The sequence below is a fragment of the Stenotrophomonas sp. Pemsol genome (assembly GCF_003586545.1).
Taxonomy (GTDB): Bacteria; Pseudomonadota; Gammaproteobacteria; order Xanthomonadales; family Xanthomonadaceae; genus Stenotrophomonas; species Stenotrophomonas sepilia.
In genome coordinates this window covers 19,424-40,697 of the sequence record NZ_CP025780.1, presented here as the reverse complement: position 1 = coordinate 40,697, position 21,274 = coordinate 19,424, and the positions used below count along the sequence as shown (strand labels likewise).

The window sequence follows — 21,274 nt, the reverse complement described above, 5'->3', positions numbered from 1 at the left end:
CGTCCCCTTTTTCTGATCAGGCCTTCAGCAGTTCGAACTGCACGGCTTCGCCGGCGGCCGACGAGGCGCAGACCCACAGGTCGAACTGGCCCGGCTCGGCACGCAGCACGCCATCGCGGCCGGTGAACGCCAACTGCTCGCGGGTCAGGGTGAACACCACGTCGGCGGACTCCCCCGGCTGCAGCGCCACCTTGCGGAAGTCCTTCAGCTCACGCACCGGACGTACGCGGCTGGCCACGCGGTCGTGGATGTACAACTGCACCACTTCCTCCCCGGCCACATCACCGCTGTTGGTCAGCGTGGTGGTGATGGTCAGGGTGTCGTCCCAGCCAAGCTGCACAGCACTCAGCTGCGGCACGCCGTAGGCGAAGGTGGTGTAGCCGATGCCGTGGCCGAACGGGTACAGCGGCTCGTTCGGAATCTCGCGCCAGCGGGCCTTGAACTCCGACATGGTCGGCAGCTCCGGACGGCCGGTGCGCGGGTGGTTGTAGAAGTACGGCTGCTGGCCGGACACCTGCGGGAAGCTGACCGGCAGGCGGCCGGACGGGCTGTAGTCACCGAACAGCACATCGGCCACGGCATGGCCGGTCTGCGTACCCAGGTACCAGGTCACCGCCACGGCCTGCGCATTGCGCACCGCGCCCTGCAGCGCCAGCGCGCGGCCATTGCGCAGCAGCACCACCAGCGGCTTGCCGGTCATCGCCACGGCCTCGGCCAGTGCCTGCTGTGCCGGCGGCAGGGTGATCTCCACGCGCGACTGCGCTTCACCGCTGTAACGCTGCGGTTCGCCCAGCGCCAGCACCACCACATCGGCGCGCAGCGCGGCAGCCACCGCCGCTTCGGTACCGCCCGGAATGGCCGCTTCCAGTTCGCAGCCCGGCACGATTTCCAGCAGCGCTTCGTCGCCGATGGCGGCACGCACGCCGGTTTCCAGGTCGACGTAACGCTGCTTGTCGCCGAACAGCGTCCAGCAGCCTTCGATGTTTTCGCGGTCCTGCACGAACGGGCCGATCAGCGCGATCTTCTGCCCGGTCTTCTGCAGCGGCAGCACGTTGTCGCGGTTGTTCAGCAGCACGATCGAACGGCGCGCGGCATCGCGCGACAGTTCATCATGCGCAGCGATATGCGAGGTATCCGCTTCGCGCGCCGGGTCCAGCGAACGGTACGGGTCGTCGAACAGGCCGATGGTTTCCTTCAGCCACAGGATGCGGCGCACGCCTTCATCCAGCACCGCCATCGGCACTTCGCCGCTCTCGACCAGGCCCGGCAGGTGCTCGGCGTAGAAGCCGCTCTGCATGCTCAGGTCCAGGCCGGCGGTGAACGCCTTGGCGGTGGCATCGCGGTCGTCGGCGGCATAGCCGTGGGCGACCAGCTCCATGTCGGCGGTGTAGTCGGAGATCACCACGCCCGGGAACTTCCATTCGCCGCGCAGGATGTCGGTCAGCAGTTCAGCGTTGGCACTGGCCGGCACGCCGTTGATGTCATTGAACGAGGACATCACGGTGATCGCGCCGGCCTCGAAGGCGGCCTTGAACGGCGGCAGGTGCACATCGCGCAGGGTCTGCGGCGAGATGTCCACCATGTTGTATTCCATGCCGGCCATCACCGCGCCGTAGGCGGCGAAGTGCTTCGGCGTGGCCAGCAGCGAATCGGCGGCGCGCAGGTCGCTGCCCTGGAAGCCACGCACGCGGGCGGCGGCGAATGCACAACCCAGCACCACGTCCTCACCGGCACCTTCGGCACCCCGGCCCCAGCGCTGGTCGCGGGCGATGTCCACGGCCGGGGCATAGGTCCAGTGCAGGCCGGCAGCGGTGGCTTCGATGGCGGTGGCGCGCGCGGTGCGCTCGGCCAGGTCCGGCTCGAAGCTGGCGGCCTCGCCCAACGGAATCGGGAACACGGTACGCATGCCGTGGATGACGTCGGCGGCCAGGATCACCGGGATGCCCAGGCGGCTCTCCTCGGTGGCGACCTGCTGGATGCGGCGGCCCAGCTCGGCGCCCACGCCATTGAACAGCGAGCCGACCTTGCCCTCGCGCACCTGCTGCAGCACCTGGTCGGCATTGCGCACGTTGGCTTCCGGGTTCACGTCCGGGGCGAACGGGCGGACCATGTCCGCGAAGACACCCAGCTGGCCGACCTTTTCCTCGACGGTCATCTGGGCAATGAGGGATTCGATGCGATCGGAGGCCACCGGCAGTCCTTGATGAAAACGTTTACAAGCCCGGCATTCTAGCGATCCCGAGCCATTTGGCGAGAGGTTTCTTCGTTCAGTTTCAGCCAACAGCGGGGCCCGTATGGTCCCACCGGGAGCACCGCAGCTTACTCCGAGCCGGCCATCTGGCGCTGCCCGGCCATCAACATGGCATCGCTGGAGGCCTGGAACACCCGCAAGCCGAACGCCGGCAGAATCGCCAGCAGGTGGTCGAAGATGTCCGACTGCACGGCCTCGTACTCGCTCCAGGCGGTGCTGCGGGTGAAGCAGTACAGCTCCAGCGGCAGGCCTTCGGTGGTGGGCTGCAGCTGCCGCACCAGCAGGGTCATGTCGGTATGGATGCCCGGGTGGCTGCGCAGGTAGCGCTCCACGTAGGCGCGGAAGGTGCCCAGGTTGGTCACGCGGCGGCTGTTGACCTCGGCCACGCCCTGCTCGCGCAGGCGCCCGTTCCACTGCCCCAGCTCCTGTTCCTTCTCACGCAGGTAGTCGCGCAGCAGCGCGAATTCGCCGAGGAAGGCCAGGTCGCCCTCGTCCAGGAAGCCGACGCTGTGCTGGTCCAGGTACAGCGCGCGCTTGATCCGGCGGCCACCGGCCTCCTGCATGCCGCGCCAGTTCTTGAACGACTCGGTCACCAGCTTCTTGGTCGGGATGGTGGTGATGGTCTTGTCGAAGTTCTGCACGGTGATGGTGTGCAGGGCGATGTCGATGACGTCACCGTCGGCGTTCTGGCTGGGCATCTCGATCCAGTCGCCGATGCGCACGCGGCCATCGCCACTGATCTGCACGCTGGCCACCAGCGACAGGATGGTGTCCTGGAAGATCAACATCAGCACCGCGGTGGCGGCGCCAAGGCCGGTCACCAGCGGGCCCAGCTTCACCCCAAGCAGGGTGGCGACGATGGACAGGCCGGCGGCCACGAACACCACGATCTTGACCACCTGCAGGTAGCCCTTGATCGGCTTGTTGCGCGCATCGGGCTTGCGCTCGTACAGGCTGTTGGCCGCATCCAGCGCATGCGAGAACGCCATCGACACCGTCAGCACAGCCCACACGATGCACAGCTTGATGATGACGTTGACCAGGCTGGGCGGCAGGTCGGGGATGAGGGTGATGCCCGAAGCGATCACCTGGCTGGGCACCACGTTGGACAGGCGCGAAATCACCCGCATCAAGTGGCTGCCGCGCCCGGACTCGGCGCCCGGCAGGCGCTGCAGCAGGCGCCGCAGGCCACGCAGCAGGATGCGCTTGGTCACCCAATTGGCCAGGCCGGCGGCGATCAGCAGCGCCGAGATCATCAACGCCAGGTAGGCGCCGGGATAGGGTTCCAGTGTGTTCTGCAGCCGTTCCAGCCACTGTACCGCCACCACCGCGTCCACCATCAGTTGTCTCCTGTCTGTTTCGTTGTTGCCAAGGTTGCCGGCCAGCGGCCGGCACTACCGGGGTTGCCGGCCGGCGGCCGGATTTACCGGATCAGTCCCGCGAGCGTTCGATGATCACGCCCACCGCGCGCGCGCCGCGCACCGCGCCGGGCTTGCTCAGCTTCAGGCGCAGCCACTTCACGTCGAATTCGTCCAGCACGATCTGCGCGCAGCGCTCGGCCAGCGTCTCGACCAGGCCGAACTCCGACTCGCGCACGAACTGCTCCAGGCGCTTGCTCACCGCCTTGTAGTTCAGGGTGTGGGCGATGTCGTCGGTGGCCGCAGGGCGACGGTTGTCGAAGCCCATTTCCAGGTCGAACACCAGGTCCTGGCGGATCCGTCGCTCCCAATCGTAGATACCGATCAGGGCGTCGATCGTCAGCCCCTCGATGAAAACCTTGTCCATTGCGGTTACCAGCGCCAATACAGGCGGCCATGGTAACGGCACGGCGGTGACCCTGCCCGGAACGGGCGGTGAGCGGCCGACAGGGAGACGGCGCCGGAAAAAACAAAGGGCCCCACTAGCAGGGCCCTTTGGTACTACCGTTTGTCCCCGGGGGGAGCTGTTGAACAGCCGCGGGTCCGGTGGCGCAGGCTTTGAAATTGAAGCAGGTCAGGCCTGCTGATCAAGAGGCGATTACGACTGTGCCGGTGTCTCAAAAGACAAAGGGCCCTGCTAGCGGGGCCCTTTGGTACCTCTCAACGTCCCCAGGGGAAGCTGGAATCCAGCCGCGAGTCCCGGAGCACACGCCGCAAGGTTAGGAGTGCCCCCCAGACCAGTCAATTGGCAAATGCGTCACGGCAGACGACCGGCCGAAAAACCGAGCCGATCCACGAAAAAACACTGACGATCATGATGCCGTTTTCTGATGTTCCTGCCTCGTTCCCAGGGTCAACGTGAAACCACGTTCCCTGGGAGTGAGTTGATGAAGGAAAGCAGGATCCTGCAGGCAGCACTATCCCGGCAGAGATGGTCGACCTACGAGCGCATCGCTTCTCGTTGCGTATCCGATCCCGCCACGCTCTATGCCTGGAACATGCAGATGTGTGCTGCTCTCCTGCCACCGTTGCACATCTGTGAAGTTGTGATCCGCAATGCAGCCGCTACGGCGCTGGTGCATCGTTATGGTCGATGCTGGCCCTGGCATCCAGCGCTGCTGCGCAGCCTTCCTGCCGAAGGCGCCCTTGCCTCGCTATGCAAAGTCCGCGGCAGCGCCGGAGCTCCGCGGGATGTACCGGAGGTCATCGCCAAACTGCGATTCGGCTTCTGGCAGCAATTGTTCGCTCGACGGTTCGAGCATTCGATCTGGGCCGGGACCATGGGCCTGGCGCTGCCACACGCACCCTCGGTGCCGCTGTCCGTCCTTCGTCGGTCCATCCATGCCGACCTCGACCGCATCCGCCACCTGCGCAACCGCATCGCCCATCACGAGCCCATCCTCGAGCGCGACATCGGCGCCGACCTGGCCGCGATCGGGCGGCTGATCCATGCCCGGTGCCCACACACGCTGGGCTGGCTGCAGCGCCATGAGCGGGCGACAACCGTGCTGGCGGCGTCGCCGTTGGCAGGGCGTCCGTAATGCGTCCGCCGGGCATGGCCCGACGCTATCGGTTCACACCGCCGGCAGGGTCGCCATGTCCCAGCGCGGGGTCACATCCACCTTCGGCGGGCTGTGCTGGCCGGCCTGCAGGCGCAGCGCGCCGGCGAAGGCGATCATCGCGCCGTTGTCGGTGCACAGTGCCGGCCGCGGGAAGCAGGCACGGCCGCCGAGGCGCTCGGCCATCTGCTGCAGGCGGGCGCGCAGGCGCTTGTTGGCGCCGACGCCGCCGGCCACCACGATCACGTTGGTCCCGGCCGCTTCCAGCGCGCGCTCGCACTTGATCGACAGGGTCTCGACCACCGCATCTTCAAAGCCACGGGCGATATCGGCACGGGTCTGCTCGCTCTGGTCGCTGTCGCGCCAGGCCATCAGGACCTGAGTCTTCAGGCCGGAGAAGCTGAAATCCAGCCCCGGGCGGTCGGTCATCGGCCGCGCGAAGCGGTAGACACCCGGCGTGCCCTGCTCGGCCAGCCTGGCCAGCTGCGGGCCACCGGGGTACGGCAGGCCCATCAGCTTGGCGGTCTTGTCGAAGGCCTCGCCGGCCGCATCATCCAGGGTCTCGCCCAGCAACCGGTACTGGCCGATCGCGTCCACCGCCACCAGCTGGGTATGGCCACCGGACACCAGCAGCGCCACGAACGGCGCTTCCGGCGGGTCGTCTTCCATCAGCGGTGCCAGCAGGTGCCCTTCCATATGGTGTACGCCCACCGCCGGTACCTCCAGCGCCCAGGCCAGCGATCGGGCCACGCCGGCGCCGACCAGCAGCGCGCCGACCAGGCCGGGACCGGCCGTATAGGCGACGCCATCGATATCGCCCACGCCCAGGCCGGCGTCGGCCAGGGTCTGGCGTACCAGTGGCAGCAGCTTGCGGACGTGGTCGCGGCTGGCCAGTTCGGGCACCACGCCACCGTATTCGGCGTGCAGGGCGATCTGGCTGTAGACCGCATGGGCGCGCAGGGCCGCGCTGCCGGCCAGGTCGGTGTCATACACCGCCACGCCGGTCTCATCACAGGAAGATTCGATGCCAAGGACTCGCATGCCTGCTATTATGACGCCCCTGCCGCCCCCTCGGGGGACGTGCAGATCTCACTGCTTTCGAACCGCCGGCCCGTATTCAGGGTTGGCCGCTTGCAGTTTGTCGATTCGCCGCTATAATGTGCGGCTCGCCGGGCGTGACCCGGTTCTACTGTGTCCCGGAGATTCCATGCCCAGCGTCAAAGTCCGCGAGAACGAGCCCTTCGAGTTTGCTCTTCGCCGCTTCAAGCGCACTTGCGAAAAGGCCGGTGTGCTGGCCGAAACCCGCAAGCGCGAGTTCTACGAAAAGCCGACCCAGGAGCGCAAGCGCAAGGCCGCCGCTGCTGTGAAGCGTCAGCTGCGCCGCTCGTCGCGCGACGTCACCAAGCGTCAGCGCCTGTACTGATCGGACGCATCTTCATTGCGGCGGGCCTGCCCGTCGCGATGGAGCCGAAGCCGGCACGCGCGAGCGTCGCCGGCTTTTTGCGTTTCCGGGTTCGGGCATCCGCCCCGCCCCACCTACCACCACGAGGTTCCTCATGAGCATGAAGCAGCAGCTCACCGAAGACATGAAGGCCGCCATGAAGGCGGGCGAGAAGCACAAGCTGGGCGTGATCCGCCTGATCAATGCCGCCATCAAGCAGCGCGAAGTGGACGAGCGCATCGAGCTGGATGACACCGCCGTGATCGCCGTGCTCGACAAGATGGTCAAGCAGCGCAAGGACTCGGTCAGCCAGTACGAAGCGGCCAACCGCGAAGACCTGGCCGAGATCGAGCGCGCCGAGATCGTGGTCATCGAAGCCTACCTGCCGGCCAAGATGGGCGAAGCCGAGATCGTGGCCGCCATCCAGGCCGCCATCGCCGAGACCGGTGCCGCCGGCCCGGCCGACATGGGCAAGCTGATGGGCGCACTGAAGCCCAAGCTCGCTGGCCAGGCCGACATGGGCCTGGTGTCCAAGCTGGTCAAGCAGCAGCTGGCGTAATCCGGTACACGGAGTCGGATCCCTTTCGCAACGCGAAAGGGCTCTGACCCCATTGATGCACCCGCTTCACCGCACCTTCGTCGGTCGCCTGCTACAACCACACCCATGGTTGAACCCGAGCCCAACGTTCCCGTGTCCCTGCACAAGTACCTCAAGCGCCTGCAGGACAGCTTTCCGATGGCGGTGGCCAAGCGCTTCATCGACGTCGACGTGCTGACCCAGGCCGCCTCCGTTTCCTTCTACGCCCTGCTGTCGATGGCCCCGCTGCTGGTGCTGCTGCTGTGGTTGACCGCTTCGCTGTACCCGCCGGCACAGCAGGCGCTGATCGACCAGATCAGCTCGGTGGCTGGCAGCAGCGCCGCTACGGTGGCCGAAACCGTCCTGAAGAACGCCGACAACCAGCCCGACGTCGGCTCGTTGGCGGGGCTGTGGAGCACGCTGCTGCTGTTCGTCGGCGCCACGGCCGTGTTCGCGCAGCTGCAGAACGCGCTCAACCTTATCTTCCGCACCAGTGGCGAGCGCCTGGAGGGCCTCAAGGCCTGGCTGCGCAAGCGTGTGTTCTCGTTCGGCGTGGTGCTGGCCCTGGGCTTCCTGCTGATCCTGTCGATGACTGCCACCACGGTACTGCAGGTGGCCTTCGCGCAATTGCCCTCGATCCTCCCCGCGCTGGGGTACGTCACCAGCCTGCTGCTGTACGCGGTGGGGTTCGCCTTCATGTACCACTACCTGCCCGACCGCCGCGTGGCGTGGCGGCAGGCCTTCATCGGCGGCGTCATCACCTCGGCACTGTTCGCACTGGGCCGCTACGGCATCGGCGTCTACATCGCCACCGTGGCCCCCGGCAGTGCCTACGGCTCGATGGGCGCCCTGGTGATCTCGCTGGTCTGGATCTATTACGCGACCGTGGTCTTCTTCGTTGGCGCGCTGATGACCGCGGTGATCGATGAGCGCCTGCGCGCGCGCCATCACCTGGCCGCCGCCGGCATCGATCCGGCCACCGCCAGCCAGGTGCCCGACAGGGGGTAAACTAGGCCGACCGCCCCCGGTTCCGTCGCGTGGTCCTGTACCGCGCCCTGCCCTGTTGCCCATGGCCCGTATCCCCGACGCTTTCATCGACGACCTGCTGGCCCGCACCGACATCGTCGAGGTGGTGGGCAGCCGCGTGCCGTTGAAGCGCCAGGGCAAGGAATACGCCGCACGCTGCCCGTTCCATGACGAGCGCTCGGCCTCGTTCACGGTCTCGCCCACCAAGCAGTTCTATCACTGCTTCGGCTGCGGCGCGCACGGCACCGCGATCAGCTTCCTGATGAACTACGACCGCCTCGAGTTCCTCGACGCGGTGGATGAGCTGGCCAAGCGTGCCGGCATGGACGTGCCGCGCAACGAGAATCCGCGCAGCCCCCAGCAGCAGGACGACAGCCGCGAGCTGTACTCGGCGCTGGACGCCGCCACCAGGTTCTTCCAGAAGAATCTGGAAGGCAGCGAGAAGGCACGCGCGTATCTGGAAAGCCGTGGCGTGGACGAAGCGAACCGCGCGCGCTTCCAGATCGGCTACGCACCGGATGGCTACAGCGGCCTGCGCGATGCGCTGGGCAAGGACGAGCGCCGCATGAAGCTGCTCGACCGCGCCGGCCTGTTCTCCAAGAACGATCGCGGCCACGTCTACGACAAGTTCCGCGACCGGGTGATGTTCCCGATCTTCGACCGTCGTGGCCGGGTGATCGCCTTCGGCGGCCGCGTGTTCGAGAAGGACGACGGCCCCAAGTACCTCAACTCGCCCGAGACCGCGCTGTTCCACAAGGGCCGCGAGCTGTACGGCCTGTGGCAGGTGCGCCAGGCCAACCAGAAGATCGAGCGGTTGATCGTGGTCGAAGGCTACATGGACGTGGTCTCGCTGTTCCAGTTCGGGGTCACCCAGGCGGTGGCGACGCTGGGCACGGCGACCACGCCGGACCATGCCGAGCTGCTGTTCCGCAACGCGCCGGACGTGTTCTTCTGCTTCGACGGCGATGCCGCCGGCCGCCGCGCCGGCTGGAAGGCCCTGGAGTCGGTGCTGCCGCGCATGAAGGATGGCCGACAGGCGTTCTTCCTGTTCCTGCCCGATGGCGAGGATCCGGACAGCATCGTGCGCAAGGAGGGCGCCGAGGCCTTCAACGAGCGCCTGAAGCAGGCCACGCCGCTGTCGCAGTTTTTCTTCGATGAACTGACCCGCGAGATCAACCTGGGCACGCTGGACGGCAAGGCGCGCCTGGCCGAACGCGCAAAGCCGATGCTGGCGCAGATTCCCGACGGTGCCTTCGGCGACCTGATGAAGCAGCAGCTGGCGCAGCTGACCGGCCTCGGTGGCACAGCCCAGGCCACGCGCGCGCCGGTGCCGCAACGCCAGCCACAGCGGACGATCCAGCCGGTGGCCAAGCGCAGCCTGGTGCGCGGCGCGATCGCCGTGCTGCTGCAGCAGCCGTCGCTGGCGCTGACGCTGGGCGGAAAGCATCACTTCCAGGGCCTGCGACTGCCGGGCGTGGAGCTGCTGCTGGAACTGCTGGGGCTGGTCGAACAGCGCCCGGACATCAGCACCGGCGCCCTACTGGAACACTTCGACGGCCGCGAGGAACAGGCGTCGCTGCACACCCTGGCGGCACAGACCCTGCCTGGCACCGAGGCCAGCTGGACCCAGGAACTGCACGACGCGGTGGCGCAGCTGGAGAAACAGCTGCTGGTGCAACGTCTGGAGGAGTTGTTGGCAAAGCAGCGCCAGCAGGGCCTGGATGATACTGACAAATACGAACTGCGCGAGCTGCTGAAGGCCCGCGCCGGGCTGCGCCTGTAGCGGCAGAACGTTTTCACGGAGAGGACCATGCTGCTGCGCCTGACCTGCCTGCTGTTGTTGTCGCTCTGCCTGCCACTGGCGGCCCTGGCCGCAGATGGCCCGCTCAATGAAGTCCGCCCGGGCCTGTATGCCGGCGGCCAGCCCTCCGCCGCACAACTGGGCGAACTTGCCGCGCAGGGCGTGCGCACCGTGATCGACCTGCGCCAGCCCGGCGAGGACCGGGGGTTCGACGAAACGCGCGTTGCCGAATCATTGGGCCTGCGCTACGTGCGCATTCCGGTGGCCGGTGCCGAGGGGCTCGATGCCGCCAACGTGCGCGCCGTGCACCAGGCCCTGCGGCAGAGCCAGGGGCCTGTGCTGCTGCACTGTGCGTCCGGCAACCGCGCCGGCGCCGTGCTCGGCCTGGTCAACGCACGCTACGAACATGCCAGCCCCGAACAGGCCCTTCAGCTGGGCCAGCGTGCTGGCCTGACCTCGCTGGAAGCCGCCACCCGCCAACGCCTGGCCACGCCGGTCACCTCACCCTGAACCCTCCGCACCAAGGACTCTGCCCACCATGACCCGCTGGTGGTCGCGCCTGCGACCGGACAACTTCACCCTCGCCCTGCTGTGCACCGTCGGCCTGGCCTCGCTGCTGCCGATGAAGGGCGCCGCCGCCATCGTCCTGGACGATGTCACCACCGTCGCCATCGCTGCACTGTTCTTCCTGCATGGCGCGCGCCTGCCACGTGAGTCGATCATTGGCGGCATGCTGCACTGGCGGCTGCACCTGACCATCCTGGCCTGCACCTTCCTCCTGTTCCCGCTGCTGGGGCTGATGTTCAAGCCGCTGTCGGGCTGGCTGCTGACCCCGGAGCTGTACCTCGGCGTGCTGTTCCTGTGCACCCTGCCCTCCACCGTGCAGTCGTCCATCGCGTTCACTTCGATGGCGCATGGCAATGTGCCCGCAGCGGTGTGCAGTGCTTCGTTGTCGAGCATCCTCGGCGTATTCCTGACGCCGCTGCTGCTGACCGCGCTGGCGGGCACCTCCGGTGGCGTGCACGACCCGCTGCATGCGATCGGCGGCATCATGCTGCAGCTGCTGGTGCCGTTCGTGGCCGGCCACCTGCTGCGGCCGTGGATTGCCGGCTGGGTGGAAAAGCAGCGCGCGCTGCTGCGTTACACCGACCAGGGCACGATCCTGCTGGTGGTGTATTCAGCGTTCGGTGAAGCGGTGACTGAAGGCCTGTGGAGCAAAACGCCGCTGCTGTCGCTGCTGGCCGTGGCGGTCGTGGCCGCCGTGCTGCTGGGCATCGCCATGCCGCTGATCACTTTCATCGCCCGCCGCCTGCGCTTTAACCGCGAGGACGAGATCGCCATCGTGTTCTGCGGCTCGAAGAAGAGCCTGGCCACGGGCGTGCCGATCGCCAAGGTGCTGTTCGCCGGCGGCAGCCTCGGCGCCATCGTGCTGCCGGTGATGATCTACCACCAGATCCAGCTGATCGTCTGCGGCGTGATCGCGCAGCGCTACGCGCGACGCAAGCCCTGACCCGAGGGGAGAACATCCACGCATGGCGTGGATCTACTGTAGAGCCGAGCCCACGCTCGGCTGACACCTGTGATCCGGAGTAGATCCACGCCATGCGTGGATGGCTTGCCTGACGCTACGGATCCACCAGCGTCCCGACGCTCAGTTCCGGCATCCATACCCACAGGTCGTACGGCCGTTCCGCCCCTGCAGCGACCCGCGGCCCCGTGGCAACCTGCTCTCGAAGTGGCCGCGCCATGCAACCGCCCGCGCATCCCCACGTCTGACCACGTTGCGCACCCAACCGCACGCTGTAGATATCCAGGTCCCGCAGCTGGGAGGCCATCGGCCGCCTCTGCATTTCCGGCGGCATACCTTCCGGCCGCCGCAGCATGGCGTGGACATTGCCAGTCAGCACCAGCATGCGCGCACTGGCCGGTAGGCCTCGATTGAGCCGCCGCAACTCGGCTGCCATGAGGTCATCGCGTACCTGGTTGCCGCCTTTGCTGGCGTTGACGTCATAGCCAACCACGTCGATCACACGTCCCTGCGACTTCAGCACGCGTAGGCTTTCGATCATTGCCAGCATGTCGCGGCTGCGACGGCCATCATGCTGGTCATCGCGCACGGTCCAGAACGCACGCCCGCGCAGATGCTGGCGTGCCTTCTCCCCGCCATCGGAAGCCAGGTAGTCGCGCAGCGTGGAGGTTTCCCCGCGTGGCAGTTCCAGCGCCAGCAGGACCGGCCCGGTGCGGCTGTAGTCATCCACCAGCTGCCGCACCAGCAGCGGCGTCTCGCGGGTTCCATGGAATTCGCCCAGCACCAGCAGGCGGTGATCACCGGCGTGCTGGCGGATCTGCGCGGCGGTGTCGTCGGCATGCGCGGTCACGGCCATGCCCAGCGCCAGAATCAGCGCGGTGGTCCAACGGAAGATCGTATGCATCCCTGCTCGCTCCTTTCCTTGGGGTCAGGAACAGCAATGGCGACGCCGCTGGAAGACATCAAGTGCAGAGCCGAGCCCACGCTCGGCTGCTCTTCCAATCCCCCCTCAGCCGAGCATGGGCTCGTCTCTACAGGTGGTGCTTCACAACCAGGGCAGGATCCAGTGGTCGACCAGCAGGAAGGCGAACAGCGCCATCAGGTACACGATGGAGTAATAGAACATCTTCATCGAGAACAGCTCATCCGGTGGGTCGAGCATGCGCCAGGCGTACCAGAGGAACACGGCATTGAGCACGATCGCGCCGCCAAGGTAGAACGCACCACTCATGCCCACCAGGTACGGCAGCAGGCAGACCAGCGCCAGCACCACCGAATACACCATGATCTGCTTGCGGGTGTGCGCCACGCCGTGGGTCACCGGCAGCATCGGGATCTCCGCCTTGGCATAGTCCTCGCGGCGGAAGATCGCCAGCGCCCAGAAATGCGGCGGCGTCCAGATGAAGATGATCAGCACCAGCAGCGACGAGTACGCCCAGTCCGACGAGCCCTGCATGCCGGTCACCGCAGCCCAGCCCAGCATCGGCGGCATCGCGCCGGCCAGGCCACCGATGACGATGTTCTGCGAGGTCGCGCGCTTCAGGTACACGGTGTAGATCACCGCGTAGCCGATCAGCGAGGCGAAGGTCAGCACTGCAGTGATCAGGTTCACCCACAGCACCAGGATGGTCATCGACAGCACGATCAGCACGCCGGCGAACACCAGCACCTGCCATGGCTTGACCTTGCCGACCACCAGCGGGCGCCACGACGTGCGTGCCATCTGCGCATCGATGTGCGCATCCAGCAACTGGTTGATCGCAGCGGCCGCCGAAGCGGCCAGCCAGATGCCGAGGAAGCCGAGCAGGCCGGCGCGCACCTGCTCCCAGCTGGGCACGCCCGGGACAGCCAGGACCATGCCGACCAGGGCAGTGAAGACAATGAGGGCGACGACCTTGGGCTTGGTCAGGTCCCAGTACTGGCGGTAATTGGAAAACATGGAGTCAGTCCGGGGCGCGCAGGCGGGCCAGCAGGCTGACCAGCACGAACAACAGGGCAACGGCCACGCCGTTGTGGGCCACGGCCACTTCCAGTGGCAGCGCCAGCTTCACATTGAGGATGCCGAGGGTGACCTGCAGCACCAGCAGCGCGATCAGCGCGCTGGCCCAGCCGCGCATGCTCGGCAACCGGAACAGGCGCACGCCCAGCCACAGCAGGTAGATGGCCACCACCGCCGCGAACAGGCGGTGCGCCATCTGGATGGCGATACGCGAGGCGCCATCCAGCACGCCGCCTTCGTAGTCCACGCCGATGCCACGCCACAGGGTGAAGCCTTCGACGAAGTTGTGCTGCGGCCACCACTGGTTGGCACAGCGCGGGAAGTTGTCCAGCGAGGCACTGCCGCCGCCGCAGGCCAGCGCCGCGTAGTTGGCACTGACCCAGCCGCCGAGTGCGATCTGGGTGACCAGCACGGCCAGGCCGATGCGCAGCAGCCACTTCAGCTTCGGCGCCTCGGCCAGGGTGATCGGCATGTGCGTGGCACGCCACGCCATCCAAGCCAGCAGCGCGAACATCAGCATGCCGCCCAGCAGGTGCCCCATCACCACGATGGGCTTGAGCAGCAGGGTCACCGTCCACATGCCCAGCAAGGCCTGGAAGATCACCACCGCCAGGGTCAGCAGTGCAGCGCGTGCCAGGTCGATGTTGCTCCAGCGCAGCGCGGCGATCAGCAGGATCGCCTCGCCGACCAGAGCCAATGCGCTGGCGGTGCCATGCCAGCCCATCATGTACAGCGGTATGCCAGCGGCCACCAGCACGCAGGCGGTCACCACTGCCGTGGTTCCAAAGCGGCGCTTGCGCGTGGCCAGCAGGGCCAGGGTCAGGATCTCGATGCCCAGCGCGCCGGCCAGGAAGCGGTGCACCTGCTCACGCCAGGCCTTGTGGGTCTCCAGCGGGCGGATATCCGCCGCCGGGTGGCCGATGGTCTCTTCCACGTGCTGCGGCCAGGTGGCCTGGCCATAGCAGGTCGGCCAGTCCGGGCAGCTCAGGCCGGCATCGGACAGGCGTACGAACGCGCCGAACATGATCGTGCTCGCGGTCATGATCATGGCGAACCACGCCAGGCGGTGGAAATTGCGGTGCAGCGCCGGACGCGCGGAAAGGCTCATCAAACGGGACTCACTTCAGTTTCAGCAACGTGGCCATGTCCTTGCGCAGGCCACCCAGGTCGGAACCCGGGGCATGGCGCATGATCACGAAGCCGTTCGGATCGATCACGTAGACCGGCAGTCCCGCCGGATCATCGACGCCCGGCAACGCCGCGCGCAGGGCTGGCGACGGAGCCAGCGGCCGCAGCGCGGGCAGCGAGGCGATCGACGCCGGTGGCGTACCCAGCCACAGGATCTCGACATTATCGGCGTTATGGCCGAACAGCTGCCACACCTTGCCCAGTCCCTGCGACAAAGTGACGCACTGCGCGTCGCAGGCACCGGCCGGTGCCACCAGCAGGCGCCAGGTGCGGGCCTCGGGGTTCCAAGGATAGGGCTGGCCACTGTCCAGGGTCGGCGTCTGCTGGCGCAGATCGACCGGCGGCTTCAGCAGCTGTCCCGCATTGCGGTGGCCGGTGGGCTGCCAGCCGGAGAAGCGCAATACCGCGGCCAGCGCCATCGCCCCGAAGAACACGGCAAACAGCAGCACCAGGGTCCGGCGGCCGGAGCCGCGCGCCTGCGGGGACGTAGCAGTGTTCATGTGGGGCATTTTCTCATGGTTGGGTAAACGATGCCGGTAGTGCCGGCCGCTGGCCGGCATCCAGGAATCCGAGTGCGTGCCGGCCAGCGGCCGACACTACCCGGCGATGGGCCGTCTCCTGCGCCGCTCCAGCACCAGCGCCACCACCAGCACGGTCAGGGCCAGGCCGAACCACTGCACGGCGTAGCCCAGGTGTCGCTGCGGTGGCAGCGTATTTGGCAGCAGGTCCATGTCACGCTCGTCGCCGAAGGGCAGCGCCGGGTCCAGTCGCAGGACCCGCTCGGGCAGTGTTGGCAGGCCCAGCGCTGCGGCGAGGCCCTCGGCCGGCAAGCGGCTGGCCAGCCAGCGCCCCGCCTCACCGGTGGCGGAGAACGGCGGACCCAGTACCAGCCCCGCCGAAGGCGGTGGCGCCAGCAACCCGCGCACGGCCACCGGCGAAGGCGGCGACGGCACCTCAGGAAGCGTGCGATCCGGCGGCAGCGCGCGCCAGCCCAGATCGACCAGCAGCACGCTGCCCTCGTCACTGCGGAACGGGCGATAGATCTTCACGCCGGCGCGGCCATGCCGGATCTGGTTGTCCAGCAGCACCACGCCGGGAAGGAAGCGACCGTGGTCGGCCACGCCGTGCAACGCACCGGGCGCTGCCAGCGCCTGGGCCAGCGACAGCGTCTGAGCCACGGCTGGACCCTGTGCATCCAACATTGCCTGTTTGGCATGCATGCGCTGCAGCTGCCACAGCCCCAATGCGGTGAAACCGGCCATGGCCAGCACGGCCAGCAGCCATCCGAGCACGCGCGTGTGCTGGCGCATCATGACAAGTCCGCGCAAACGCGGTCAGATAGGCACATCCACCCTGCCCTCGAGCCGCGCATGAGTGATTCGCTGAAGACCCTGCTGGTAATCGCGTTTCTGATCGTCATCGTCTGGAATCTGGGCGCCGGCCTGTATTACCTGCTGGTCGACCGCGGCCAGACCAAGCGCACGGTCAACGCACTGACACGCCGCATCGCGGTGTCGGTCGCGTTGATCCTGCTGGTGATCGTGAGCATCTACATGGGCTGGATCAAGCCGCACGGCGTCGGCGGCTGAGGCCACCGATGCGTGCGCGGTCAAAGCACGTAGACGAACAGGAACAGCATCAGCCACACCACGTCGACGAAGTGCCAGTACCACGCGGCGGCTTCGAAACCGAAATGGTTGTCGCGGGTGAAGTGTCCCTTGGCCGAACGCAGCCACATCACGATCAGCATGATCGTGCCCAGCAGCACGTGCGCGCCGTGGAAGCCGGTCAGCATGAAAAAGGTTGAACCGTAGATGCCCGAGCCCAGCGTCAGGTTCAGTTCCTTGTAGGCGTGGATGTACTCTTCCGCCTGCAGGGTCAGGAAACCGAGGCCGAGCACCACGGTCAGGCCCAGCCAGATCAGCAGCTGGCGGCGGTTGCCGGCCTTCAACGCGTGATGGGCGATGGTCAGGGTCACGCCTGAGGTGAGCAGGATCAGCGTATTGATCAGCGGCAGGCCCCACGCCGGGATGGTCTGGAAGGCACCACCGATCGCCGCCGGGCCATTGGTCGGCCATCCGGCGGAGTAGCCCTGCCAGAGCAGCTCGTTGGTCATCACCCCGCGGCCTTCGCCACTGAGCCACGACAGGCCCAGGTTGCGGGTGTAGAACAGCGCGCCGAAGAAGGCGCCGAAGAACATCACCTCGGAGAAGATGAACCAGATCATCCCCATCCGGAACGAGCCATCGACCTGGTGGTTGTAGCTGCCGGCCTGCGATTCGCGCACCACGTCGCTGAACCACCAGAACAGGGTCAACACCAGCATCGCGATGCCGATGTAGAACGTCCAGCGCCCCCAGCTGGCATCGTTGAGCCAGCTGGCCACGCCCACCATGGTCACCATCATCGCGATGGAGCCCACGAAGGGCCATTTGCTCTGGGCCGGGACGAAGTACACGTTGGCGTCGGTCGGTGTCTGGGCCATGTCGGTATCCGGGTCAGGGTGCGGCGTGCGCGCCGTCCGAGGTGGCGGCCGGGGCCAGCCGATCGGACAGCGCGTCGTTGCGGTAGAAGGTGTAGGACAAGGTGATCGTCTTGATCTCCGGCGGCAGGTCCGGATCGACGATGAAACGCACCGGCATGTCGCGCTTCTCGCCGGCCTGCAGCGTCTGCGCGGTGAAACAGAAACATTCGGTCTTGCTGAAGAAGCCCGAGGCACGCGCCGGCGCCACCGAAGGCACCGCACTGCCGACCACCGCCTGCTGGCTGTCGTTGCGGGCGAAGTACAGCGCCTCGTTGAGTTCGCCGGGCACCACATCCATGGTCAGCTGCTCGGGATGGAACGACCACGGCAGGCGCGAATTGACGCCGCCATCGAACTCCACCCGCACGGTGCGCTTGCCAGCTGCAGCACCCGTACTGGCTTCACCACCCGGGCCGCGTTCCAGGCGCACGCCGAATACCTTCTCGCAGGCAATGCGGTACAGCGGCACCAGCGAGAAGGTCAGCAGGAACACCGCCACTGCCACGCCGATCAGGCGCGGCAGCCCGGCACTGGGTGACGGCGTGCTGGCCGGTGCCTCGCTCATCGGCCGATCACCCCGCTGAGGATGAAGCCGACGTAGACCAGCACCGCGATGGCGCCGACCCACATCGCCGTGCGCCGGGCACGCTGGCGCTGCTGTTCGATGCTTCCGCCCTGGTAGGGCCGACCGCTGGTCGGCTGCTCTTCGTAGTTGTAGAGCCGAGCCATGCTCGGCTGCTTTTCGTCAGCCGAGCATGGCTCGGCTCTACAGGTCTGCAGTGGGCTCTCGTTATGCATGCCCCACCTCAATGCGTGATGTCGTCATGCGCCAGATCGCCCGGGCGGATGGTCGGCGGCGTGGTGAAGGTATGCGCCGGTGCCGGCGACGGCAGCGTCCACTCCAGCCCGCGCGCGCCTTCCCAGCTACGGGCCTCGGCCTTCTCGCCATTGCGCAGCGAGGACAGCAGGATCGCGGCCATCATGAACGGCGTGACGAACATGCCGAACGCACCGATCGAGCTGATCAGGTTCCAGTCGGCAAACGCCACGCTGTAGTCGGGAATGCGGCGCGGCATGCCGGCCAGGCCGAGGAAATGCTGCGGGAAGAACAACAGGTTGACGAACACGATCGACCACCAGAAGTGCACCTTGGCCCACTTCTCGCTGTACATCCGCCCCGTCCACTTCGGCCACCAGTAGTACACCGCGGCGATCAGCGCGAACACCGCACCGGTCACCAGCACGTAGTGGAAATGCGCAACCACGAAGTAGGTGTCGTGGTACTGGAAGTCGGCCGCCACGATGGCCAGCATCAGGCCGGAGAAGCCACCGATGGTGAACAGGATGACGAAGGCCACCGACCACAGCATCGGCGCCTCGAACGTCAGCGAGCCCCGCCACATGGTGCTGACCCAGTTGAACACCTTCACCCCGGTCGGGATCGAGATCAGCATGGTGGCGAACATGAAGTAGATCTCGCCGCCCAGCGGCATGCCCACGGTGAACATGTGGTGGGCCCAGACGATGAACGACAGGAACGCGATCGCGGCGGTGGCGTACACCATCGCCTGGTAGCCGAACAGCGGCTTGCGGCTGAAGGTCGGGATGATCTCGCTGACCACGCCGAAGGCGGGCAGGATCATGATGTAGACCTCGGGATGGCCGAAGAACCAGAAGATGTGCTGGTACATCACCGGGTCACCGCCACCGGCGGCATTGAAGAAGCTGGTGCCGAAGAACTTGTCGGTCAGCAGCATGGTCACCGCACCGGCCAGCACCGGCATCACCGCGATCAGCAGGAAGGCGGTGATCAGCCACGCCCAGCAGAAGATCGGCATCTTCAGCAGGTCGATGCCCGGCGCGCGCATGTTGAGCACGGTGGCGATGATGTTGATCGCACCCATGATCGAACTGATGCCGGCCACATGGATGGCGAACACGCTGAAGGCCACGTTGTATCCGCCCTGCAGCGACAGCGGCGGATACAGCGTCCAGCCACCGGCCGGTGCACCACCGGGCAGGAACAGCGTCAGCAGCAGCAGGCTGAAGGCCACCGGCAGCAGCCAGAACGACCAGTTGTTCATGCGCGGCAGCGCCATGTCCGGCGCACCGATCTGCAGCGGGATCATCCAGTTGGCCAGGCCGACGAAGGCCGGCATCACGCCGCCGAAGATCATCACCAGCGCATGCACGGTGGTCATCTGGTTGAAGAACTCGGGCTTGACGAACTGCAGGCCCGGCTGCGCCAGCTCGGCGCGGATCACCACGCTCATCGCCGCGCCGATGATGAACATGATGAAGCTGAAACCCAGGTACAGCGTGCCGATGTCCTTGTGGTTGGTCGAGAAGAACCAACGCTCGAAGAAACTCTGGTGGTGATGGTGATCGTCGTGCCCAACTGCCGAGTGCGCCATTGCAAAACACCTCTCAGAATCGGTTGTCAACACGGCCGCGAGCAGCCGCGGGCTTTACATCACGCGCCGCTGGCCGCAACCGCAGGTGCATTGCCGGCTTCGGCAGCAGCAGGTGCCGCCGGTGCTTCGCCCGCAGGGGCAGCCGGTTCTGCAGGTGCCGCAGGGGGGGCGGGCTCGGCCGGCGGTGCAGGCTTGCGCTGCGCCAGCCACTGCTTGAAGTCCTCCTTGGACACCGCCTCGACCACGATCGGCATGAAGCCGTGGTCCTTGCCGCACAGCTCGGCGCACTGGCCGCGATACACCCCGGGCTGCTCGATGCTGGTCCAGGCTTCATTGATGAAACCGGGGATCGCGTCCTGCTTCCAGCCCAGCGCCGGCACCCACCAGGCGTGGATCACATCATCGGAAGTGATGACGAAGCGGACCTTGGTATCGACCGGCAACACCAGCCGGTTGTCGACGTCCAGCAGGTAGTGCGGATGACTTTCGCGGGTCGGCACGATGCCACTTTGCCGCACGCGGTCGGATTCCCGGTCCAGGCGACTGGTGAAGGTGACGTTCTCCCCGAGGTATTCGTACTTCCACATCCACTGGTAGCCGGTGACCTTGACCGTCATCTCGGCATCGCGGGTGTCGTACATCTTGATCAGGTTGGCCGTGGCCGGCCACGCCATCACGATCAGGATGATCACCGGGATCACCGTCCATATGATCTCGGCCTTGGTGTTATGGCTGAAGGTGGCGGCGACCGCGCCCTTGGATTTGCGGAACTTGAAGATGGCGTAGGCCATCGCGCCGAACACGATGACGCCGATCACCGTGCAGATGATCAACGAAAGGTTGTTCGATTCCCAGGCCAGGCGCGAGGTCTGGGTCACCCCCTTGCCCATGTTCAGCTGCCACGGCTTGGGATCGGCCGCCTGGGCCCAGGCCAACGCCGGCATCAGTCCCCCGGTCGCCAGCACTGCGGCAACCGCGTTCACGCACTTCGTGCCCCACCTGCTGCTTTGCTTCATTGCCTAGACCCTTAGCGTCGTCGGTTGCCGCCATCGCTGGCGGCGAGCAAGCTTTCAAGTGTCTCTGCGAGCGTCTGACGTTCGGCCGGCGCGAGGAAACTCCCCACCTCCACCTGCCGGCCGCTGGATGCCAGCCGGACCCTCTCATCGTCGGTGAGCAGGCGCACCCAATGCGGGTGGGCCCGGAACACCGGCGATCCACCGGGTACGGGAATGACCTCCACGTACGCCGGCACTACCCGGATCTCCTCCTGCCGTTCACCGCTGCGCCACAAGGCACGCAGCGCCGCCGCCAGCACCAGGCTGTACAGCAGCGCGAACAGGGGGGCGAATGCATTGCCGGCCCACCACCCGAGGGCGGACACCAGCCACATCGCACCCGACAACACGGTGAACAACAGGACGAACTGCCGGGCATCGAGCGCCCGTGGGGGACGCAGCCGCAGCTGCGTACCTGACCCATCCGGAGCTGGAAGCACCTCGATCATGTCGCAACCGCGTTCCTGCCGCGGGAAACGTCTCGATGGTAGCC

23 protein-coding genes are annotated in these 21,274 nt (G+C 66.6%); 8 read left to right on the top strand and 15 right to left on the bottom strand.

The window, feature by feature from the left end; all coding sequences use genetic code 11:
- Positions 1-16: 16 nt before the first annotated feature.
- The 3 genes from PEM_RS00190 to folB form a co-directional block, all read right to left on the bottom strand.
- Positions 17-2,191, bottom strand: a complete 2,175-nt coding sequence (locus PEM_RS00190) for a glycoside hydrolase family 3 N-terminal domain-containing protein (protein WP_005415018.1) — start codon at positions 2,189-2,191, stop codon at positions 17-19.
- A 128-nt stretch (positions 2,192-2,319) separates the two neighbouring features.
- Entirely contained in the window at positions 2,320-3,591 is a 1,272-nt protein-coding gene (locus PEM_RS00185; RefSeq protein ID WP_053498700.1) for a mechanosensitive ion channel domain-containing protein, read from the bottom strand.
- Between the two features lie 91 nt (positions 3,592-3,682).
- On the bottom strand, positions 3,683-4,036 hold the full coding sequence (gene folB / locus PEM_RS00180; protein ID WP_005415016.1) for a dihydroneopterin aldolase: 354 nt from the start codon (positions 4,034-4,036) through the stop codon (positions 3,683-3,685).
- Positions 4,037-4,556: 520 nt separating this feature from the next.
- Between folB and PEM_RS00175 the strand changes: the two genes are divergently transcribed.
- A complete protein-coding gene (locus PEM_RS00175) occupies positions 4,557-5,210 on the top strand; it encodes a hypothetical protein (RefSeq protein WP_119706028.1) in 654 nt (217 codons plus the stop codon).
- Between the two features lie 33 nt (positions 5,211-5,243).
- On the opposite strand, the gene tsaD is transcribed toward PEM_RS00175, so the two are convergent.
- Positions 5,244-6,269 carry a tRNA (adenosine(37)-N6)-threonylcarbamoyltransferase complex transferase subunit TsaD gene (tsaD, locus tag PEM_RS00170; protein ID WP_072169028.1) on the bottom strand — a complete coding sequence of 342 codons (1,026 nt, stop codon included), beginning with the start codon at positions 6,267-6,269 and terminating at the stop codon, positions 5,244-5,246.
- A 166-nt stretch (positions 6,270-6,435) separates the two neighbouring features.
- On the opposite strand from tsaD, the gene rpsU reads away from it, so the two are divergent.
- The 6 genes from rpsU (at position 6,436) to PEM_RS00140 (ending at position 11,583) form a co-directional block, all read left to right on the top strand.
- On the top strand, positions 6,436-6,651 hold the full coding sequence (rpsU, locus tag PEM_RS00165) for a 30S ribosomal protein S21 (protein WP_002808376.1): 216 nt from the start codon (positions 6,436-6,438) through the stop codon (positions 6,649-6,651).
- Between the two features lie 133 nt (positions 6,652-6,784).
- Positions 6,785-7,228, top strand: coding sequence for a GatB/YqeY domain-containing protein (locus tag PEM_RS00160; protein WP_049438846.1), 444 nt, complete (start codon positions 6,785-6,787; stop codon positions 7,226-7,228).
- Between the two features lie 105 nt (positions 7,229-7,333).
- Positions 7,334-8,254, top strand: coding sequence for a YihY/virulence factor BrkB family protein (locus tag PEM_RS00155; RefSeq protein ID WP_072169027.1), 921 nt, complete (start codon positions 7,334-7,336; stop codon positions 8,252-8,254).
- 61 nt (positions 8,255-8,315) lie between these two features.
- Positions 8,316-10,055: a DNA primase gene (dnaG, locus tag PEM_RS00150; RefSeq protein ID WP_119706027.1), complete on the top strand. Its 1,740-nt coding sequence runs from the start codon at positions 8,316-8,318 to the stop codon at positions 10,053-10,055.
- 27 nt (positions 10,056-10,082) lie between these two features.
- A complete protein-coding gene (locus PEM_RS00145) occupies positions 10,083-10,583 on the top strand; it encodes a protein tyrosine phosphatase family protein (RefSeq protein WP_072169025.1) in 501 nt (166 codons plus the stop codon).
- A 28-nt stretch (positions 10,584-10,611) separates the two neighbouring features.
- A complete protein-coding gene (locus PEM_RS00140; RefSeq protein WP_049453414.1) occupies positions 10,612-11,583 on the top strand; it encodes a bile acid:sodium symporter family protein in 972 nt (323 codons plus the stop codon).
- 115 nt (positions 11,584-11,698) lie between these two features.
- On the opposite strand, the gene PEM_RS00135 is transcribed toward PEM_RS00140, so the two are convergent.
- The 5 genes from PEM_RS00135 to PEM_RS00115 all read right to left on the bottom strand — a co-directional run bounded on the left by PEM_RS00135 (position 11,699) and on the right by PEM_RS00115 (position 16,101).
- Positions 11,699-12,505 (bottom strand): calcium-binding protein, encoded by an 807-nt coding sequence (locus PEM_RS00135; RefSeq protein WP_095379143.1) that lies wholly within the window; start codon positions 12,503-12,505, stop codon positions 11,699-11,701.
- A gap of 141 nt (positions 12,506-12,646) precedes the next feature.
- Positions 12,647-13,540 carry a heme o synthase gene (gene cyoE, locus PEM_RS00130; protein ID WP_053498710.1) on the bottom strand — a complete coding sequence of 298 codons (894 nt, stop codon included), beginning with the start codon at positions 13,538-13,540 and terminating at the stop codon, positions 12,647-12,649.
- Positions 13,541-13,544: 4 nt separating this feature from the next.
- On the bottom strand, positions 13,545-14,708 hold the full coding sequence (locus PEM_RS00125) for a COX15/CtaA family protein (RefSeq protein ID WP_065197307.1): 1,164 nt from the start codon (positions 14,706-14,708) through the stop codon (positions 13,545-13,547).
- A 10-nt stretch (positions 14,709-14,718) separates the two neighbouring features.
- Positions 14,719-15,288 carry a hypothetical protein gene (locus tag PEM_RS00120; RefSeq protein WP_119706026.1) on the bottom strand — a complete coding sequence of 190 codons (570 nt, stop codon included), beginning with the start codon at positions 15,286-15,288 and terminating at the stop codon, positions 14,719-14,721.
- Positions 15,289-15,384: 96 nt separating this feature from the next.
- Entirely contained in the window at positions 15,385-16,101 is a 717-nt protein-coding gene (locus PEM_RS00115) for an SURF1 family protein (protein ID WP_005415004.1), read from the bottom strand.
- 57 nt (positions 16,102-16,158) lie between these two features.
- On the opposite strand from PEM_RS00115, the gene PEM_RS00110 reads away from it, so the two are divergent.
- The gene (locus PEM_RS00110) at positions 16,159-16,377 is read left to right on the top strand and encodes a twin transmembrane helix small protein (protein WP_005415003.1); all 219 of its coding nucleotides are present in this window, start codon (positions 16,159-16,161) and stop codon (positions 16,375-16,377) included.
- 20 nt (positions 16,378-16,397) lie between these two features.
- Here PEM_RS00110 and PEM_RS00105 read toward each other — a convergent pair whose 3' ends face one another.
- Genes PEM_RS00105 through PEM_RS00080 form a run of 6 tightly spaced genes read right to left on the bottom strand, consistent with a single transcriptional unit; the run spans position 16,398 to position 21,230 of the window.
- On the bottom strand, positions 16,398-17,273 hold the full coding sequence (locus PEM_RS00105) for a cytochrome c oxidase subunit 3 (protein WP_119706025.1): 876 nt from the start codon (positions 17,271-17,273) through the stop codon (positions 16,398-16,400).
- Between the two features lie 13 nt (positions 17,274-17,286).
- Positions 17,287-17,877, bottom strand: coding sequence for a cytochrome c oxidase assembly protein (locus PEM_RS00100; protein WP_005415002.1), 591 nt, complete (start codon positions 17,875-17,877; stop codon positions 17,287-17,289).
- Positions 17,874-18,110 (bottom strand): hypothetical protein, encoded by a 237-nt coding sequence (locus PEM_RS00095; protein WP_032953854.1) that lies wholly within the window; start codon positions 18,108-18,110, stop codon positions 17,874-17,876. The genes PEM_RS00100 and PEM_RS00095 overlap by 4 nt, the downstream gene beginning before the upstream one ends.
- A gap of 8 nt (positions 18,111-18,118) precedes the next feature.
- Positions 18,119-19,726, bottom strand: a complete 1,608-nt coding sequence (gene ctaD / locus PEM_RS00090; protein ID WP_005407790.1) for a cytochrome c oxidase subunit I — start codon at positions 19,724-19,726, stop codon at positions 18,119-18,121.
- Positions 19,727-19,785: 59 nt separating this feature from the next.
- Positions 19,786-20,742, bottom strand: a complete 957-nt coding sequence (coxB, locus tag PEM_RS00085; protein ID WP_053498721.1) for a cytochrome c oxidase subunit II — start codon at positions 20,740-20,742, stop codon at positions 19,786-19,788.
- 11 nt (positions 20,743-20,753) lie between these two features.
- Positions 20,754-21,230 (bottom strand): DUF2244 domain-containing protein, encoded by a 477-nt coding sequence (locus tag PEM_RS00080; protein ID WP_021202927.1) that lies wholly within the window; start codon positions 21,228-21,230, stop codon positions 20,754-20,756.
- Positions 21,231-21,274 lie beyond the last annotated feature (44 nt).